Here is a 19,042-nt window from a genome sequence, read left to right on the forward strand (position 1 = left end):
AACACCATTTATTCGGAAAAAGAGGTTGTGACACGTTTTGTCACAGCCTCTTTTCTTTACTTGAATGGAAAAATTATAAGATTGGAGAAAACAATCGAGAAATTTGTTGTTTGAATAACAGCCAGTTAGACATTTCCTTCACTGTTTCAGTCGTCATTGGTGAACAATGTGTCTCATCTTCTTTGAACTGAGTAGCAAGTTCTTCTAAAAACTCAGGATCGTAGATGACAGCACTTGTTTCAAAATTCAATCGGTAGCTACGAATATCTTGATTTGCTGAACCTACCATGCAGATTTCATCATCCATTATCAATGTTTTTGCATGGAGGAAGCCATTCTCATAGACAAGGATCTGTACATTTTCCTTGATGAGCTGACGAGCATAATATTGTGTTGCTCGATAAATAAAAGGATGATCCGGTTTATTGGGGATCATGATTTTCACATCGACACCAGAAGCAGTTGCGATCTTCAAAGCAGCAATGACACTTTCATCAGGAACGAGGTAAGGTGTCTGTATCCAAACACGTTTTTTAGCAGAAGTAATCAATTTGATAAACGAAAGCTTGATTTGTTCTCGTTCGTTATTTGGTCCGCTTGAGACAAGCTGGATGGACGTATCAGCAAGTTTGGATTCGTCTCGATCGGCTTTTTTAAAGAAATAATTCAAATGATAGCCGACCTTTTTTTGTTCAGGCACTGAAACGTTCCAGTCTGTTAAAAAACGAAGTTGAAGCAAAGAAGAAGCGGCACCGAAAATCCGTATATGCGTATCACGCCAATAACCGAATTTTTTTGTCGTATTTACATATTGATCAGCAATATTGAAACCACCGGTGTAACTGATCTTTCCATCGATCACAACGATTTTTCGGTGATCATGGTAATTCAATCGGAAACGAAGCAATGCTTTTTGCGAGGTAACAAATGTATGGACATGTCCACCATTTTTGATTAGACGATTGAAATCTTTTGCTTTTGTGCCGTGGGAGCCAAATGCATCATATAATATACGAACTTCTACGCCTTCTGCGGCTTTTTCTTCTAAAACGCGTAAGACTTGCTGACCGATATTATCTGTCACAAATGCGTAATATTCAATATGGATCGAATGTTTGGCTTTTTTTAGATCTTGAAGCAGTGAATCTAATTTCTTTTGTCCGTCTGTGAGAAGAGTGACAGAATTCATTCTTGTCAGCGGCATACGATTTAATGAAGAGAAGAAGTCGACAAATTGTTGTTTGTCTTTGTCGCCCATGTCAGGATCGTAATGTTCAATGGTATCTCCTCTAAAAGACTGAAAGTTTTCTAATTCTTTCAAGTCACTTTGTCGGAGATAGAATTTTTTCTTATCCGTTAATCCACGTCCGAAAAATAAATATAATACAAAACCCACCCCAGGAAGGGCAAACAATACTAAGAGCCATGCCCAAATAGCTGCTACATCTCGGGGTTTGATCAAGATAGCCACTAAAGCAATAAGTGCATTCAATAGATAAAGGGCGGTTATAATACTAGATACCACAAAAATGTTCCTCCTTACATACAATAACATTAGTATAGCATGATAGAAGAAAGAAGCCTACCAAGGTGAATATACTTTTCACTCTTTTCATGAAAATGTAGGTAAATCGGGCTAAAATAGTTGCTTTTTGTAGTTTAATAAGGTAGGATATTAGTACAGTTGAATATCTCCTTAGGGGAGTAACCGGCAACATTTTGTTGCGATAATATCAACAGTAAGTTAACCAAATGGTTTTCTGGTATTGTATGAAATGGTGAGACCTAAGACAAATGCGCATTTGTCTTAGGTCTCTTTTTTTTCAGACAGGACTAGGACCGAGATCAAAAAATGGGGGATGAAATTTGGAAAACAAGGAACAAGCACAACAAGCGGTCTATAAAGAAACGATCGACTCGTTGATGCAGCAAACGCAGAGCTCAACCGATGGATTGAGCACCACGCAAGCGAAGGAAAAATTAGAAAGAGATGGCTTGAACCAGCTAAAAGAAAAGCCGAAGAAGCCAACTTGGAAATTGTTCTTAGAAACCTTCAAAGATGCAATGGTTATCGTATTGCTGATTGTCGCACTGATTCAGATGGTCATGGGAGACTACATTGAATTCTTAGTTATTTTTGCAGTGTTGATGTTGAATTCTATCATCAGTGTTGTCCAAACAAAAAAAGCAGAAGGTTCTTTAGAGGCATTGAAAAATCTTTCAGCACCTGATGCTCGAGTGATTCGTGACGGTAAAGAAAAAACGATTCCGGCAAACGAACTTGTCGTAGGGGATATCGTGTTGTTAGACGCAGGCGATTATGTACCTGCTGATGGACGTTTACTAGATGCGGGTTCATTAAAAGTAGATGAAGGCATGCTGACAGGAGAGTCGACTTCCGCAGAAAAAGAAGTAATGGATATCACAAGTACTGTTCCAGTCGGTGATCGTACGAATATGGTATTCAGTGGAACGATCGTAACTTACGGACGCGGTAAATTCTTAGTGACTTCAACTGGGAACAATACGGAGATCGGACAAGTTGCTGGTCTTTTGGAATCAACAACTGAGCAAGTCACTCCGTTACAACGAGGTCTGGATAAATTCAGTAAAAAACTAAGTCTGGCTATTTTGGCATTATCTCTACTGATTTTAGGTATCCAATTGTTCCGTATTTATCTTGGAGAAGGTACAGGAGATATGACTGCAGATATCGTCAGCGCAGTGATGTTTGCCGTAGCTGTAGCCGTAGCTGCTATTCCAGAAGCATTACAGTCTATCGTAACAATCGTGTTATCTTTGGGAACGAACAAAATGGCGAAACGTCATGCCATTATCCGAAAACTTCCAGCAGTTGAGACACTTGGCTCGACAAGTATCATCTGTACAGATAAAACTGGTACATTGACACAAAACAAAATGACAGTTGTTGACTACTTTTTAGGGAATGGCGATACTGGAGATTTCACAAATGATCCTTCGAAGTGGACAGCTGACGAACGTCGTTTGATTGAAATCAGTGTCTTAGCGAATGATGCATCGATCAGTGAAGACGGTACTAAATTGGGCGATCCTACGGAAGTAGCGTTTATCGATTTTAGTGAAAAACTAAACCAGCCTTATCAGGAAATTCGAAACAACTACCCAAGACAAGCAGAACTTCCTTTTGACTCAGATCGAAAATTGATGTCTACTGGACACACGATCGATAACGAAAATTACTTATTTGTCAAAGGTGGACCAGATATCGTCTTCCAACGCAGTAAAAAAGTATTACTGAATGGCGAAGTTGTTCCGATGACGGATGAATTGATGAAAAAATTCCAAGAGCAAAATGAAGCTTTTTCAACACGAGCATTACGTGTACTAGCTTTTGCTTACCGTCCACTTGATAATTTTGATTTATCATTTGAAGATGAAGATGATTTGATCCTTGTTGGTTTGCTTGCTATGATCGATCCTCCACGTGCTGAAGTCACTCAAGCGGTGACAGAAGCAAGAAGTGCAGGAATCAAAACGATCATGATTACCGGTGACCACAAAACAACAGCTGTTGCTATCGCAAAACAAATCGGGATTTTTGAAGAAGGAAACTTAGCTCTGACTGGAACGGAATTAGATGAATTAACAGAAGATCAACTAAACGAAGTTTTAGAAAAAGTGACGGTTTATGCACGTGTTTCTCCTGAAAATAAAATCCGTATCGTTCGTGCTTGGCAAAATAAAGGTCATATCTCCGCTATGACAGGTGATGGTGTAAATGATGCACCAGCATTGAAACAAGCAGACATCGGGATTGCTATGGGAACTGGTACAGATGTGGCAAAAGATGCAGCAGCGATGGTATTGACGGATGACAACTTTGCTTCTATTGTCAGCGCAGTAGAAGTAGGACGTAACGTGTTTGATAATATCAAGAAAGCTATTTCTTATCTATTTGCCGGAAACTTAGGTGCGATCATTGCAATCATCTTTGCCTTAGTTGCTGACTGGTCCAATCCATTTACAGCATTACAACTGCTGTTCATCAATTTAGTCAATGACTCACTGCCAGCGATTGCATTAGGTACAGAAAAAGCAGAACCCGCTACGATGAACCGTCCGCCAAGAGATCCAAATTCAGGAATCTTTACGGACAAAACATTGATTTCTGTAACGTATCGTGGTGTGCTGATTGGGATTGCTGTTATCTTCGCTCAATGGCTTGGCATGCAACATTCACCTGAATTCGGTGTAGCTATGTCATTTTCAACATTGATTTGGTGTCGGACATTGCAAACATTCCCAGCACGTTCAAATACACAAACAGCTATCCAAGCAGGGTTCTTCTCTAACAGAAGTGTCTTACTAGCTGTAGTTGTATGTAGCGCGCTTTACTGCTTAACAATGATCCCAGGACTGAAAGAAGTCTTCTCTATCCCATCAGCATTTGGATTGACAGAAGTCTTTACATGTATGGGAATCGCCCTTGTGACAATCATCTTGATGGAAATCACGAAATTGATCATTGTACGAGTACAAGGAAATAAATAAAACGAATCAAGGAGGTTGTGACACATCTTTTGTCACAGCCTCTTTTTATTTATAATAGACGGAAAGCAAAACATTTTTTTATTCATCAAAAGAGATATAATAGATAAAAGAGGAGAATGATTTATTCCGAAAAGTGAAAATATCTAACAAAAATCAAAAAGTAAGAGGGATTCAAATGAATGAAAAAGAATGGGATGATTTTGCGGAAGAATATTATGAAATCCAGCAAGAATCACAAACAACTATTGCAGAAGATGTAAGAGAATATCTGAAGTCGGAGAAAGTCCTGCCTGCTGAAATAGTAGCAGACGTTGCCGGAGGATCTGGTAGATTTCTTTCTTTAGCAAAAGAAGTTAATCACTACGATTTGATTGATTTTTCTTCAGGAATGTTAGCAAATGCAAAAAAAGAAGCAGAAAAAATTGACTTATCAAATGTTTCCTTTATCAAACGATCATTAGAAGAATTTATCCAATCCAGTGAGACATATGAAGTGGTTTTTACAGCAGCAAACCCAGCTTTGACACATCCCAATCAATTAGAAAAACTGATGAAAAAGTCAAGCAAATGGTGCGTGATCATCAGAGTAGTGGAATCAATCGATGATGTTTTTTATCCTATCGAAAAGCAGCTAGGAATGATAGAAGAAGATCCTAATACAACCCCATTTATCATGGATCAATTTGAATCATATTTAATTGATAAAGGATTCAAAGTACAGAAAAAAGATTTTACTTATTTTGCACAGGAATCAATTACTGAAGAGTGGATGAAGATGTACTATGAAGAGTACGCAAAAGATCCTGTTGTGACTAGATATATTCGCAAACTATTCAGTGAAAAACAAGAAATCATCAGTACGACTAGGTTGACCTATCGACTGCTTCTCTGGTCCAAGGACAAAAAAAGATCCCCCCACATTTCGTGAAGGGATCTTTTTTATGCGTTTATTATATTTTGTAATAACGAATATCATTTTCAATTTTTGTAATCGAGAAAGGTACGTCTGATGTATATTCTGCGCTTTCTCCATGTTCAGGAAGCGATTCGCTGAAAATCGTTTCATATTCGTCAACAGAGATTCGTTTTCGAGAATCCAGCATCTCTTGATGAGATTGTGCGAAGAGATATTCTTGATAGTTTTCCTCCAGATAACCTGTAAAAAATTCACTTACTGCACCAGAACCGTAGCTGAATAAACCAATGCGGTCTCCTGGCTGTAATGATTTCGAATTTTCCAGTAGAGAAGTTAGTCCAAGGTATAATGAACCAGTGTAAAGATTACCGATTCGTCGGCTGTAACGAATACTTTCTTCATAGCGAGCCAGTAGCCGTTCTTGATTTCCTTCATCTGTTTGGTCTAATACGCTTTGCAATGCCTTTTTTCCCATCTTCGTATATGGGATATGGAAAGCAATCGCTTGATAATCTTCAAGTCCTCGACCCGATAATTCTTTATGTCGATTCCAAACTTTTTGGAACGATTCAATATACGTAGAATTAGATAAAGGTCCATCGACAACAGGAAATTCACTGTAATCTGGACGCCAGAAATCATAGATATCTTCTGTCAGAAATACGCTGTCGTCTTCAATCGATAAAATACGCGGATTTTGAGTGATCATCATCGCAACAGCACCGACACCTTGCGTCACTTCACCCCCGCTTGCCAAGCCGTAACGAGCAATATCACTTGCTATGACTAGTACTTTTCGTTCTGGATGATTTTTGACATATTCTTTTGCCATGTGCAAAGCTGCGGTGCCACCGTAGCAAGCTTCTTTTACTTCAAAAGAACGAGCAAAAGATTGGATTTTTAGTAAATGGTGGATAATTACCGCACTCGCTTTTGAATGGTCAATCCCGGATTCTGTTCCGACGATGACCATGTCGATTCGCTCACGGTCTTTTTCTGTCACGATCTTGCTGGCAGCATTTGCCCCTAGTGTAATGATATCTTCATTCGCACGATTGACTGCCATTTGGTCTTGACCAATACCGATATGATATTTTGCAGGGTCATCTCCACGGCTTTCTGCTAATTCTGTCATATCTAAATATAAATTAGGAATAAAAAAGGAAAGACGATCAATCCCTATTTTCATTTCAACACCTCTTTACTCATGATAAAAAACTTACTTTACTAAAGTATCATAAAAAGATTAAAAGAAATATAAAAAAGCGAATATTTAAGGATTGTTAAAATTTAATCTTAGAAAAAAACAACTGGAACAAGAGCTATTTGTTTTTATAGCAAAGAATGGTATATTTTTGTAGGAGGTGGCTTACTTGAAAGAAGTCGTAATGATAGATGCTGCAAGAACGCCAATAGGAAAGTATCGCGGAAGTTTAAGTTCATTTACTGCAGTTGAATTAGGCACACTTGTGACCAAAGAATTATTAGATAAAACAAAACTGAAAAAAGATAAAATAGATCAAGTAATATTCGGGAATGTCCTGCAGGCTGGTAATGGTCAAAATGTTGCTAGACAAATTGCTTTGAACAGCGGTATCCCAGTGGATGTCCCTGCAATGACAATCAATGAAGTTTGTGGATCTGGTATGAAAGCAGTGATTTTAGCACGCCAGCTGATCCAATTAGGTGAAGCAGAGCTTGTGGTAGCCGGCGGAACAGAGAGTATGTCTCAAGCACCTATGCTGAAACCCTATCAGTCAGAAACAAATGAATATGGCGAACCAATTTCCAGTATGGTCAATGACGGATTGACTGACGCATTTTCAAATGCACATATGGGATTAACCGCAGAGAATGTGGCAACTCAATTTTCTGTGAGCAGAGAAGAGCAGGATCGTTATGCCTTGGCATCTCAGTTGAAAGCAGCTCAAGCTGTTGAAGCTGGCGTATTTGCTGAGGAGATTATTCCGGTCAAGATTTCTGCTGAAGACGTGTTATCTGAGGATGAAGCAGTTCGTGGAAATAGTACATTGGAAAAATTGGGTACATTACGTACAGTATTCTCGGAAGAAGGAACAGTAACAGCAGGCAATGCTTCTCCATTGAATGACGGTGCCTCAGTGGTGATCCTTGCATCCAAAGAATACGCAGAGAATAATAATCTGCCTTATTTGGCAATCATCAAAGAAGTAGCGGAAGTTGGTATTGATCCAAGCATCATGGGAATTTCTCCAATCACAGCTATTCAAAAATTGACAGATAAAGCAGGAATAGCTTTACCAACGATCGATCTTTTTGAAATCAATGAAGCATTTGCGGCTTCATCTATCGTGGTCAATCGAGAACTAAAGTTAGATGAAGAAAAGATCAATATCTATGGAGGAGCAATCGCATTAGGACATCCAATTGGGGCAAGCGGTGCGCGTATTTTGACCACGTTATCCCACGGATTGCTTCGTGAGCAGAAAAGATACGGGATTGCTTCATTATGTGTTGGCGGAGGTTTAGGCTTGGCAGTCTTGCTAGAAGCGAATACGGAGCAAACACGTGAGGATTTGCAAAAAAAAAAGTTCTATCAGCTCACGCCATCTGAACGGCGCAGTCAATTAGTCGAAAAAGGTGTATTGACACAGGAAAATGCACTGATTTTTGAGGAACAAACACTTTCTGAAGAGCGCTCAGATCACATGATTGAAAACCAAGTGAGCGAAGTGGAAATCCCAATGGGCATTGCGCAAAATTTCCAAATCAATGGTAAGAAAAAATGGATCCCGATGGCAACAGAAGAACCATCTGTTATTGCAGCTGCAAGCAATGGCGCAAAAATCTGTGGAAATATCTGTGCAGAAACACCTCAACGGCTGATGCGCGGACAAATCGTTCTATCAGGAAAATCGGAGTATCAAGCAGTGATCGATGCAGTGAATCATCGAAAAGAAGAACTGATTCTTTGTGCAAATGAAAGCTATCCTTCCATCGTGAAACGCGGGGGTGGTGTTCAAGATATCTCTACACGGGAATTTATGGGAAGTTTCCATGCCTACCTATCTATTGATTTTTTAGTGGATGTAAAAGATGCAATGGGGGCCAACATGATCAACTCGATCCTTGAGAGTGTAGCAAACAAATTACGGGAATGGTTCCCTGAGGAAGAGATTCTATTCAGTATTTTAAGTAATTTTGCTACAGAATCGTTGGCTTCTGCTTGTTGTGAAATCCCCTTTGAACGCTTAGGAAGAAGTAAAGAAATTGGTGAACAAATCGCTAAAAAAATCCAGCAAGCAGGGGAGTATGCGAAGCTGGATCCGTATCGTGCAGCGACGCATAATAAAGGAATCATGAATGGTATAGAAGCTGTAGTAGCAGCTACAGGAAATGATACACGTGCGGTAAGTGCTTCGATCCATGCCTATGCGGCAAGAAACGGATTATACCAAGGATTGACAGACTGGCAGATTAAAGAAAATAAACTAGTTGGGAAGTTAACGGTGCCTTTGGCTGTGGCTACAGTAGGCGGAGCTTCTAATATCTTGCCAAAAGCTAAAGTATCCTTGGCTATGCTAGATGTTGATTCAGCCAAGGAACTAGCACAAGTAATGGCTGCTGTAGGGTTAGCTCAAAATCTTGCTGCTTTGCGAGCATTAGTTACAGAAGGAATCCAAAAAGGACACATGGGGCTTCAAGCTCGTTCATTAGCAATCTCAATTGGGGCAGTTGGTGAGGAAATCGAGCAAGTTGCGCAAAAATTACGTGAAGCAGAAAAGATGAATCAGCAGACAGCTATACAGCTATTGGATAAAATCCGGGAAAAATAAAAAATATCTTTAGAGGAATAAAGCAAGATTTGCAGTTATTTTAGTTACTGCAGATCTTGCTTTTTTTCTTTTATGAGAAAAATGTGTTCATTGTTAGAATGTTTTTCTAGCTATAATTAAGTGTGCGCACAAAATAAAAAAGAATGGAGAACTTATGAATAAGAAAAAAATTACCGCACTACTGAGCATCTGTTTTGGGTTGTTTTTACTAGGTTATAAAGCCCCAATCTCTTATGCCGATATGAACACCGAATCTTGGACAGCTCGTACATATAATCGGAATTGGATGAGTCAGTTAAGAGATGATGTACGTCTATCAGAATTGTCTATTCCAGGGACACACAATTCAGCGACAGCAACTTATAGAGGAGGATTCAGTGGTTATGTGAGAACACAAAGTATCGATATTCGCAGGCAGCTTGACAACGGGATTCGTTTTTTAGATATACGCGCACGTGCCATTGATGATGTTTTTACGATGCATCATGGTGCGTATTACCTAAATCAAAATTTCGGTGATGTACTTAATAAGACAGTGGCCTTTCTTCGTGACAATCCTGAAGAAGTAGTCTATATGAGATTAAAACAAGAATACAGTAGTGTAAATGACCATACATTCAACCATATTCTTAATACACGATATTTACAAGATAGTCGCTGGAGAGATTACTTTTATTATGGAAACGCTAATCCGACTCTTAGCGAGACACGAGGAAAAATCGTCATTTTTCGTAATTTCTTAGGAAATAATGTCGGAATCCCTTATCCGTCAAGTTTTAATATACAAGACTATTGGGATCCAGTGAATCCAAATGATAAACGATGGGCTGTCGAGCAACAAATTGATAGAGCAAATCAAAGTAGAGGGACGAATGGCGTTAAATATATCAATTTTTTAAGTGCAAACGGATTTTGGAGCGGCGTACAGGGGTATGCAGCAGTAACCAATCCTTTTACCTATCGTCGTATATTACATAGAAATATCAGACACGTAGGGATCGTTCCTAGCGATTACCCAAGCGAGAAGCTCGTCAATGCGATTATTGACATCAATCATCGTTTATTAAAAAATACTGAAAGCAGAGGTAAATACCATGGCTATATCGCTTCTATTCAATGTCAAGCAGATGTTTGGAGAGTAGTAGACTGGAATCAGAGTAACAATACTGGGATCATATTTAGCAACCGAGGTCATTCAAATCAAAAATGGATTTTCGAATATGATGAACAGACAAGATCATATATCCTAAGAAGTCTGGCAAATCCAAGATATCTTCTAGCAGAAGATATCTCATCTCGTGAGGTAGAGATGATCGGTGGTTTCTTGACTCGGGCAAGATGGCGATTGATACCAGCTAGGGAAGAGCATGTAAATGGGGATGTTTATTATCTACAAAGTGTTCGGAGCCAACGAGTCTTAACTGTGCTAAACGACATATATTTAGATAATCGTCCTTTACGTATACGTCCTTTGGAACATGCGCAAAGACAACGCTTTGTCATTCACAGAGAGGACATGCAATAGACAAGAAAAACAAATTGAAAAAAGCACGAATCTATTGTTATATTCGGATATATACTTTTAATATTAACTATTTATTATATGACTAAAAAGGCTGGAATCAAAGATTCCAGCCTTTTGTGACAAATAGAATTTTTATCTATCGGCAATCGCTGTCGCTGCAAATTGTTCAATTAAAGGAATCAGAGTCAATTTGACTTTGTATTTTCGTTCAAGTGCTTTTTCGATGACAAACTCATTTTCAACAGTCATAGAAATGGTTGCTAACTTACGAGGTTCATCAGCATTTTTTTCATAAATAACTACTTCTTGTTCATTTTGTTCTGTGTAAAATTTAGGATACTCAGCAACGGCTTTTGAAAAATCAGCAAAACTTAAAGCGGCATTCGTATCAGTTGAGCGTGTATTTTCAGTTGTGTCCGCTTTTGGTTCTTCCACTTTTTCTTCTGGCACACTGACTGTTTCTTCTGTCACTGGTGTTGCAACGGCTTGTGCAGTTGGTTCATCGTTTTTCAATCGTTGATCATTCCAGTAAGATACGATCTCAATAAGAAGATTGTCACGGAATCGTTCGAAAATACCGTTTTCTCCCGAACGGATCCGCTTTAATACAGTATTGAAATTATCATCGATAGGCACGTTGATTCGTGTATCTTCATTTGTTTTTCCAGCTAATCCGATCGTTAAGATTTGACGGTTTTTGGGATCAAGCATGACTTGTAATGGCAAACCATAACGTCTCAAGCTTTCATCTTCTAGAGAACGGAATAACTGTCCTCTTACACCATCCAATGAAGGACGGAATTGATTTAATAATTTTTGTTTCTGTTTTTTCTTCATATGTTCTCTCCTTCGCTCATACCCTTTCGATTATAAGAAAAAAAAAGCCAAATGAAAAGGAGTAATGCAAAAAAACTTGCGTATACGCAAATTACAACAGAAAAATTTGCTTATTTTTCCATTTTTTGAAAGAAAAATAAAAAAAAGGAACAGGTTATCTATTCACATAACCTGTTCCAATCTTTTTATTTTTTTGGTATCAAGGCAAAAACAGGTACCTCAGGTGAATAAATGACTTCATGTTCGTGCCAAGTTGTGACCATTAGTGAATGATCGAACCGTTTTTTCAGTTCCTCGATAATTTGATCATGTGTCCAGTTTCTTGCAGGAAAATGTTGGATCTTCTCTGCATCGATCAAAAAGACAAAATCGGAATGAAAAGTCTGAATGACGTCTTCCGAGAGAGAATTCAAGCGTTCGATTGGATCCATAAAATCACCTTTCGACTTAGAATTGGGTAGTATCTGGGTCTTTTGCTTTACCAACTACACCATCTAACTGATCAATTTGTTTCATTTCTTCTTCTGTCAATTCAAAATCAAACAGTTCAGTATTTTCTTTGATTCTGCTTGGTGTGACTGACTTAGGAAGAGGAAGAAATCCGTGTTGCAATGACCAACGTAAAGCAACTTGTGCGATCGTCTTGTCATGCGCTTCAGCGATTTGTTTCATTTCAGGTACATCGAAGATTTTACCAGTGCCTAATGGGCTGTATGCTTCAAGGATCATCTCATGTTTTTTTGCATACTCAACTACAGCTGGCTGTAATTCACCTGGTGCAAGGAAAACTTGATTGACCATTGGCATGATTTTTGCTGTTTTAGCAAGTGTATCTAGATGGTGGGGCAAGAAATTGCTGACACCAATTGCTTTGATTTTACCTGCTTCATACAGTTCTTCAAATGCCCGCCATGTATCTGCGTTTGCTTGTTCCCAATTATCACGAAAAGCAACTGGATTTGGCCAGTGAATCAAGAACAAATCTACATAATCTGTTTGTAGTTTCTTTAATGATTCCTCAAAAGAAGACATCACAAGTTCATAACTGTGATTGGCATTCCATAACTTTGTTGTTAGGAAGATCTCTTCTCTAGGAATGCCACTTTCTTTAATGGCTTGGCCGACACTTTCTTCATTCTTGTATCCTTGGGCAGTATCGATATGGCGATAACCTGCAGCCAGTGCTTCTTTAACAGAGGAAACAGCGACATCCCCGTCAGGTGTTTGCCATGTGCCGAATCCTACTACTGGAATTTCGTAACCATTCGATAGACGATACGTGCTTGTTAATGAATTCATACTTTCAGCTCCTTTTTTATTCGTTCATCTATAAGTTTAGCGCATTTTCCAAAAAAAAGAATCCATTTTGTTTCTACTATTGAAATTTTTGTTTAAAAGAAAATGATTTTGATTCTGGCATTTTTGATTTTTTTTCCGTAAACTAGGACAGAAGGGAATGAGGAAATGGATATCTATTTAAAAAAAGCAATTCTGCATATTATTGACAGAGAAACGGGTTCGCCGGTCTTTTCGCAAAAAGAGCTGGATCTGACAAAAGAATATATTCGTGATTTTCTTCAAAAGAAAATCCAAAAAATCTCTTCTGCCCAAACGAAAACTGGACAATTGGCAGAAGAAAGCATGATCGTTGAATCACTTAAAATCGCTCAAGAAAATTTTGTGGAAGCAAGTGAAGCAATCGTTCAGCGATGGTTCGATATTTACCAAGAAAGTGAAGAGGCGCCAAGTGCAGATGTATTTGTTGTTTTGTATGAATTAGATACAGTGATGTACCTATCTTTATTGAAAGTCAATTATCGTGAGGCTTATACGCATTTTGTTGAAGCAGACGAAGTAGGGATTGACAACCGTTTGATTTTGAACCGAGCAATACTAGGCGCGAAAACACAAAAAGCAGATGAAGCCTTCGCAGTGAACTTGTCCGATTGGACCTACGAATTGATTGAAAAAAAATATGAGTTTTCTGGTAAAAAAGAGCTTTATTTTTCTGGAAGAGTGATCGAAAGTGTTCCTGCACCTTCTTTAGAAGAAAATGTAAAAGTGATACAAAAAGTAGCCAAGCATCTCGGAAAAAAATTCGAGACAGAAGAATTTGATATCATGGCTGATTTAAAAGAAGCTGTCTATGATACGATAGAAGAAAAAGGACGGTTGGATCATGAGATGATCGCAGAAAAAGTCTTCAAGGAAAACATTACGGCAAAACTGGCTTTTAAAGAAGAAGTACAGGAGCAAGGGTTTGTCCCAGAAGCACCCCCTGTAAAAGAAGTACAAGAAATTTCTGAGAAAAAATTTGGAAAACAAAAATTTAAACTATCAAACGGAATCGAACTGATTGTACCAGTTGATGTATATCGCAACCCAGATTTGATTGAATTTGTGAATAATCCGGATGGTACGATATCTGTGATGATCAAAAATGTGGATGAAGTATTGAATCGTTTATAAAAGTGACTGGAATATTAGATGTTCAACTACCGATGTTTAGTTGAATGAATGGTCCATGAGAAGGATCTGAAAAGACGAATATAACAAAAAAAGAGCGTGGGACAAAAGTAAAGAACACTTTTGTCTCACGCTCTAAACACGTATAAACGGCGGAAGCAGAAGCAACTCCTTCGGAAATAAACGCTTCTGTCCCAGCCTCTTTTTATCTAATAAAATTTTAAGACCATTGATTATTGATCGATTTTTTCTGCCGCATTTTTAGGGACTTCAGAAGCCTTTATTTCTTCCCAGCTTAATACACCTTTACGAGGATTGACTTTGAGTTGGAGATACGCATTCATCTTTAATGGATGTTCTCTCTCTTCGCGAAGCGTCACTTGTTTTTTTTCTCCATCTTTGTTATAAGCCGCTTGCTTGTAGGTATAAGTCGTAAATTTTTCTCCATTATCTGTTCGGTAAGCTGACATTTCGCCATTTGTCGTAATTTTTGTATAATAGGCTTCGCCCCCGTAAAAATAATGATAAGCTGCAAAACTTCCGCCGAGAAAGATGCCTAAAACGACAAGTACGCCAATTAATTTTTTCATGTACTTCACCTCTCTTCTTATTATTAACGAAATAGAAGATTTCGTCTATTGAAAGTTGTTGGCGACAGCTGAATTTTAAACTTTTCCTCATTTTGTTCTTATTGCTTCAAAAGAAAGTTAAGGACTAGCTTGAAGTCTTTCTCAAAAAACACAATTTTTTATTTATAAAAGGTACTTTTTTCGTGTATAAGATAGGCGAGTGCTCTTAGTTGACTTTGACCAAGTTTGACGTATAATAAGCTTAGTTCGAATCTTACAAAAAGTAAGCCGGACGTATTCTTTTTGATTTATTCAAAAAAAGACTATAATAAAAAAGTGAGAGCTGAAATCCTTCAGTGATCTATATTATTTAGGAGGTTTGTAAATTATGGCAAAAGAACATTACGACAGAAGTAAACCACACGTTAACATTGGTACAATTGGACACGTTGACCATGGGAAAACTACTTTAACTGCTGCGATCACTACAGTATTAGGCAAAAAAGGCCTAGCAAATCCTCAAGACTATGCTAGTATTGATGCAGCTCCAGAAGAACGTGAACGTGGGATTACGATCAATACCGCACACGTAGAATATGAAACAGAAAAACGCCACTATGCGCATATCGATGCACCAGGACACGCGGACTATGTGAAAAACATGATTACAGGGGCAGCACAAATGGATGGTGCCATCTTAGTCGTTTCTGCCACTGATGGTCCGATGCCTCAAACACGTGAACACATTTTGTTGTCACGTCAAGTTGGTGTAAAATACCTAATTGTTTTCTTGAACAAAGTAGATTTAGTCGATGATGAAGAATTGATCGATTTGGTAGAAATGGAAGTTCGCGAGTTATTGAGTGAATATGGTTTCCCAGGCGATGATACTCCTGTGATCAAAGGTTCCGCATTAAAAGCATTGCAAGGTGATCCAGATGCTGAAGCTGCTATTATGGAACTGATGGATACAGTGGATGAATATATCCCAACACCAGAACGTGATACAGATAAACCATTACTATTACCAGTGGAAGATGTTTTCTCCATTACAGGACGAGGAACTGTTGCCTCAGGTCGTATTGACCGCGGTGCTGTTCGTGTCGGTGATGAAGTAGAGATCGTAGGGATCAAACCTGAAACACAAAAAGCAGTTGTCACAGGTGTAGAAATGTTCCGTAAAACGTTAGATTACGGGGAAGCTGGGGATAACGTAGGCGTACTGTTACGTGGTATCCAACGTGACGATATCGAACGTGGACAAGTACTTGCTAAACCAGGTTCCATTACTCCACATACAAAATTCAAAGCTGAAGTGTACGTGTTGACAAAAGAAGAAGGTGGACGTCATACACCATTCTTTAACAACTACCGCCCACAATTCTACTTCCGTACAACTGACGTTACTGGAACAATCGCGTTACCAGAAGATACAGAAATGGTCATGCCTGGTGACAATGTGACGATTGATGTTGACTTGATCCACCCAATCGCTGTTGAAAACGGAACGACCTTCTCGATTCGTGAAGGTGGCCGTACAGTAGGTTCAGGTATCGTTACAGAAATCGAAGCATAAGAAACGTGATTCGAATATTTTGGTAATGAAAAATGTTTAAAATGAAAAAGCGGACAAAACAGAAATCCTGTTTTGTCCGCTTTTTTTGTTCTTCAATTGTACAATAATAGATGGCAGGAGCCGTACCTCACGCTTTGGTTCAGTCTCTTTTATTTATACTGTGAGTGTTTCCTTACTAATACACAGTTTTTAGTACTTTCTTCGTATCCATTTTTTCAAACCACTTATTCTACCTTGTGTCTGCTCAACTGGCGCATTATCAATAATCAGCAAAGCAATCATAACGTATGCAATCCAACTATCTCGCGAATATAGGGTGTAGCGTGAGACCCAGTTCGTAGCGTACTTGCTTTTGTATTCTCTTAATCCATGGAAAGAATAAAAATGAGAGCCAAACTCGTAAACCAAGTAAGCAATTCTTTCCTGTAAAAAACTCTTTCTGGAAGTTCCAACATTTGAAAGAGGTGCCATCCCTAAATTGAACCATTGGATATGTTCTTCTTTCATATAAGAAAACAAATGCAGGAACAAGAAATCCATACTGCCGGAAGGGGCTTTTTCGGGATCATATCGCATCAAATCGATCGTTCCTACTTTGTTGTTCGTGTAAGTAGGCATGATCGTCGCAAAAGCGACAATTTCTTCTTGAGTATTTTTGACTACAGCAATAGGCGCTCTTTGTAAATAATCTTCAGAGAAAAAGCCTAAAGAAAAACCTTTTTCTTTTCGAGAACCCAACCAATTATCAGAAATATTTTTGAAAATACTCATTTGCTCAGCAGAAAACGGCGGTTGTAAGACATCAAATGTAAATCCTTCTCGTTCAATCCGGTTCAAGACAGCCCGAGTGCCCTTCATTTTTTTCCCTGATGTTGTAAAACTATTCAGATCTACATAAGCTTCTTCCCCCATTTTAATGAAGTCATAGCCGAATTCATGCAAAATCATAACGATCTCTTCGCTTGTTTCGTAGAAAACAGGTAAATAGCATAATCGGTCTGTCTCTTCGATGAAAGCTTCAATTGCTTCTGGAAAATCTTCTTTCTTACCAGAAGGATCGCCCATTACGATGCATTTATTATTGAAGCAAGCGAATTGGAGAAGCACAGTTGGTTCACCGTCTTTTTCGTAGGCAAACATCCGCTTGTCTTTTAAGAAGATCAATTGACTGTCGGAGTTTCCTCCATAAGTTGTGAGGATCTTCAGTGCCTTTTCTTCATTAAAGGCTTCGCCAATCTGTTTCTTTTCTCCTTGAAGAAAATGGACAAATAGAACGATCATGAAACTAACGGCGATAATGGCCAACAACCCTGAAAACCAAATCTTTTCAGAAGGGAATAAGAAAAAGGAAATAAAATGGTGACGCCGATGTGGAAAATCAGGCAGATTGTATACACCAATAACAATATAAAGCAATGTCAATGCACCGATAATGATTCCGTCGATCGTACGCCATTCCCATGAGTAGATGAGTTGTTCCCGAAACAGTTCGTTTTTGGACGCAAGAATGATCAGAAGCAGAATAGACAAGAAAATCACCGGTGTGAAGCTAAAATCGCTTAATAAAACATAAAACAAAGCGAGTGCGATCAAGAAAATTGTAGGCAGATAGGCTCGTTTTACGCGTGCAGCGATCCCTCTCCCCATAACAATCAAAAGAAATCCTAATAATATACTAGGAAAATGGATAATAAAATGGAATTTCAATGGGTTCAAACTATGAAGCCAGCGAAACTCTGTAAAAGCTTGCGGAATAGTGGCAGAAAGTACCAACATGATTCCAGAAAAGTATAAGAGGACAACCACGATTTTATGCGCGATTTCTGTTGCTAACTGCTTAGGGATACCTGAATAACGCTGATCAAAAGTGGAACCGATATTTTTGAAGAAAAAGACGATTCCAATCAAAAACGGAATGATGTAGTAGAACAGACGATAAAGCAAGATCCACACAACGACTGTTTCTCTTGGCACACCAATAGCAGATAATCCGATAATCATCATCACATCGAAACTGCCGATCTCGCCAGGAATCATAGACACGATCCCTATCACTGAAGCAGCAATGAATAACGGAATCGTTTGCCACAGATCGATTCGGATTTCCATTAGGTAACCAACAGAAAGAAAACTGAACAGGACACCAGACCATTCCAATAATGAAACAAGCAAGAGCTGTCCTTGCGTTTTAAGTGAGGTACCACCAAGGAATCCTTTCTTTTTGAAAGTAGTGAATAAAAAGACAACAGGGAAATACAGACCACCGCCAATCAGCCATATCCAATATTGCTTCAAGAAAGGAGCAACTGGCGTGAAGACTACAAGTAAAAAAGAAAGCAGACTGTAAATAGAAAGTCCAGCCATCAAAAACAAGAAAACTTTCGATAAGGCCTGGATCACGTTTCTGCTCTCTTTCTTTTGTCCATATAGTTCAGAGCGAAGCCCCACACTGACAAACCCGCCGAAACCGGCAATATTGTTGATTGTATTGATCAGCCAGCTTGTCTCAAACAAGTAACGAGGATTCTGCTTTTGTTCAAGCATCCGATTCAAAATAATATCATAACCAATCATAGGTAACACAGAGACAAGACCAATCAACAGCATAAGTCCGCTTTTCCAAATAGGTATAGTGGCAAACGTTTCTCCTAATTGCTGGATAGATAGAGTTTTACCGATGGACATCAATTCACCGACAATAATGACAATGACAGAAATCAAAAAGATTGTTTTGAACAGTCCTAGATGGTTTTTCAGCCATTGTATGGTAGTTTTTAACAAATAAATCACCTTCTATTCCTAATA

The 19,042-nt window shown here is 38.6% G+C and carries 13 protein-coding genes; 6 read left to right on the plus strand and 7 right to left on the minus strand.

Going from position 1 to position 19,042, the window contains the following annotated elements; translation table 11 throughout:
• Positions 1-73: 73 nt before the first annotated feature.
• Positions 74-1,525, minus strand: a complete 1,452-nt coding sequence (gene cls / locus ESP02_RS00535) for a cardiolipin synthase (protein ID WP_010732807.1) — start codon at positions 1,523-1,525, stop codon at positions 74-76.
• Positions 1,526-1,866: 341 nt separating this feature from the next.
• On the opposite strand from cls, the gene ESP02_RS00540 reads away from it, so the two are divergent.
• Positions 1,867-4,533: a cation-translocating P-type ATPase gene (locus tag ESP02_RS00540; RefSeq protein ID WP_002373005.1), complete on the plus strand. Its 2,667-nt coding sequence runs from the start codon at positions 1,867-1,869 to the stop codon at positions 4,531-4,533.
• 175 nt (positions 4,534-4,708) lie between these two features.
• Positions 4,709-5,461 carry a class I SAM-dependent methyltransferase gene (locus ESP02_RS00545; RefSeq protein WP_025478362.1) on the plus strand — a complete coding sequence of 251 codons (753 nt, stop codon included), beginning with the start codon at positions 4,709-4,711 and terminating at the stop codon, positions 5,459-5,461.
• Positions 5,462-5,483: 22 nt separating this feature from the next.
• On the opposite strand, the gene ESP02_RS00550 is transcribed toward ESP02_RS00545, so the two are convergent.
• Positions 5,484-6,638, minus strand: coding sequence for a hydroxymethylglutaryl-CoA synthase (locus ESP02_RS00550; RefSeq protein WP_002373008.1), 1,155 nt, complete (start codon positions 6,636-6,638; stop codon positions 5,484-5,486).
• A 184-nt stretch (positions 6,639-6,822) separates the two neighbouring features.
• On the opposite strand from ESP02_RS00550, the gene ESP02_RS00555 reads away from it, so the two are divergent.
• Positions 6,823-9,264 carry a hydroxymethylglutaryl-CoA reductase, degradative gene (locus ESP02_RS00555; RefSeq protein ID WP_080283911.1) on the plus strand — a complete coding sequence of 814 codons (2,442 nt, stop codon included), beginning with the start codon at positions 6,823-6,825 and terminating at the stop codon, positions 9,262-9,264.
• Positions 9,265-9,418: 154 nt separating this feature from the next.
• Complete coding sequence (locus tag ESP02_RS13405) at positions 9,419-10,789, plus strand: phosphatidylinositol-specific phospholipase C (RefSeq protein ID WP_002373010.1); 1,371 nt, start codon at positions 9,419-9,421, stop codon at positions 10,787-10,789.
• Positions 10,790-10,921: 132 nt separating this feature from the next.
• Here ESP02_RS13405 and ESP02_RS00565 read toward each other — a convergent pair whose 3' ends face one another.
• From ESP02_RS00565 to ESP02_RS00575, 3 genes are all read right to left on the minus strand, one after another.
• Positions 10,922-11,626, minus strand: coding sequence for a hypothetical protein (locus ESP02_RS00565; RefSeq protein ID WP_002373011.1), 705 nt, complete (start codon positions 11,624-11,626; stop codon positions 10,922-10,924).
• A 185-nt stretch (positions 11,627-11,811) separates the two neighbouring features.
• Positions 11,812-12,057, minus strand: a complete 246-nt coding sequence (locus ESP02_RS00570) for a hypothetical protein (protein WP_002373013.1) — start codon at positions 12,055-12,057, stop codon at positions 11,812-11,814.
• Between the two features lie 16 nt (positions 12,058-12,073).
• On the minus strand, positions 12,074-12,925 hold the full coding sequence (locus tag ESP02_RS00575) for an aldo/keto reductase (RefSeq protein ID WP_002290130.1): 852 nt from the start codon (positions 12,923-12,925) through the stop codon (positions 12,074-12,076).
• Between the two features lie 165 nt (positions 12,926-13,090).
• Between ESP02_RS00575 and ESP02_RS00580 the strand changes: the two genes are divergently transcribed.
• Entirely contained in the window at positions 13,091-14,095 is a 1,005-nt protein-coding gene (locus ESP02_RS00580; RefSeq protein WP_002290131.1) for a nucleoid-associated protein, read from the plus strand.
• Positions 14,096-14,325: 230 nt separating this feature from the next.
• On the opposite strand, the gene ESP02_RS00585 is transcribed toward ESP02_RS00580, so the two are convergent.
• Positions 14,326-14,682 carry a YxeA family protein gene (locus tag ESP02_RS00585; protein ID WP_002372231.1) on the minus strand — a complete coding sequence of 119 codons (357 nt, stop codon included), beginning with the start codon at positions 14,680-14,682 and terminating at the stop codon, positions 14,326-14,328.
• 367 nt (positions 14,683-15,049) lie between these two features.
• Here ESP02_RS00585 and tuf point away from each other — a divergent pair, with 367 nt between their 5' ends.
• Positions 15,050-16,237, plus strand: coding sequence for an elongation factor Tu (tuf, locus tag ESP02_RS00590; RefSeq protein ID WP_002372233.1), 1,188 nt, complete (start codon positions 15,050-15,052; stop codon positions 16,235-16,237).
• A 189-nt stretch (positions 16,238-16,426) separates the two neighbouring features.
• Here tuf and mprF read toward each other — a convergent pair whose 3' ends face one another.
• Positions 16,427-19,018, minus strand: coding sequence for a bifunctional lysylphosphatidylglycerol flippase/synthetase MprF (mprF, locus tag ESP02_RS00595; RefSeq protein WP_146925967.1), 2,592 nt, complete (start codon positions 19,016-19,018; stop codon positions 16,427-16,429).
• Positions 19,019-19,042: the final 24 nt, after the last annotated feature.

It is taken from the genome of Enterococcus sp. NBRC 3427 (assembly GCF_007996925.1).
Classification (GTDB): Bacteria; Bacillota; Bacilli; order Lactobacillales; family Enterococcaceae; genus Enterococcus_B; species Enterococcus_B lactis.

What these genes read in the sequence shown, in the direction of transcription:
- ESP02_RS13405 (WP_002373010.1), top strand. Translation starts at nt 9,419, where the DNA reads ATGAATAAGAAAAAAATTACCGCACTACTGAGCATCTGTTTTGGGTTG.
- ESP02_RS00585 (WP_002372231.1), bottom strand. Translation starts at nt 14,682, where the DNA reads ATGAAAAAATTAATTGGCGTACTTGTCGTTTTAGGCATCTTTCTCGGC.
- ESP02_RS00565 (WP_002373011.1), bottom strand. Translation starts at nt 11,626, where the DNA reads ATGAAGAAAAAACAGAAACAAAAATTATTAAATCAATTCCGTCCTTCA.
- ESP02_RS00545 (WP_025478362.1), top strand. Translation starts at nt 4,709, where the DNA reads ATGAATGAAAAAGAATGGGATGATTTTGCGGAAGAATATTATGAAATC.
- ESP02_RS00570 (WP_002373013.1), bottom strand. Translation starts at nt 12,057, where the DNA reads ATGGATCCAATCGAACGCTTGAATTCTCTCTCGGAAGACGTCATTCAG.
- ESP02_RS00575 (WP_002290130.1), bottom strand. Translation starts at nt 12,925, where the DNA reads ATGAATTCATTAACAAGCACGTATCGTCTATCGAATGGTTACGAAATT.
- tuf (WP_002372233.1), top strand. Translation starts at nt 15,050, where the DNA reads ATGGCAAAAGAACATTACGACAGAAGTAAACCACACGTTAACATTGGT.
- ESP02_RS00580 (WP_002290131.1), top strand. Translation starts at nt 13,091, where the DNA reads ATGGATATCTATTTAAAAAAAGCAATTCTGCATATTATTGACAGAGAA.
- ESP02_RS00550 (WP_002373008.1), bottom strand. Translation starts at nt 6,638, where the DNA reads ATGAAAATAGGGATTGATCGTCTTTCCTTTTTTATTCCTAATTTATAT.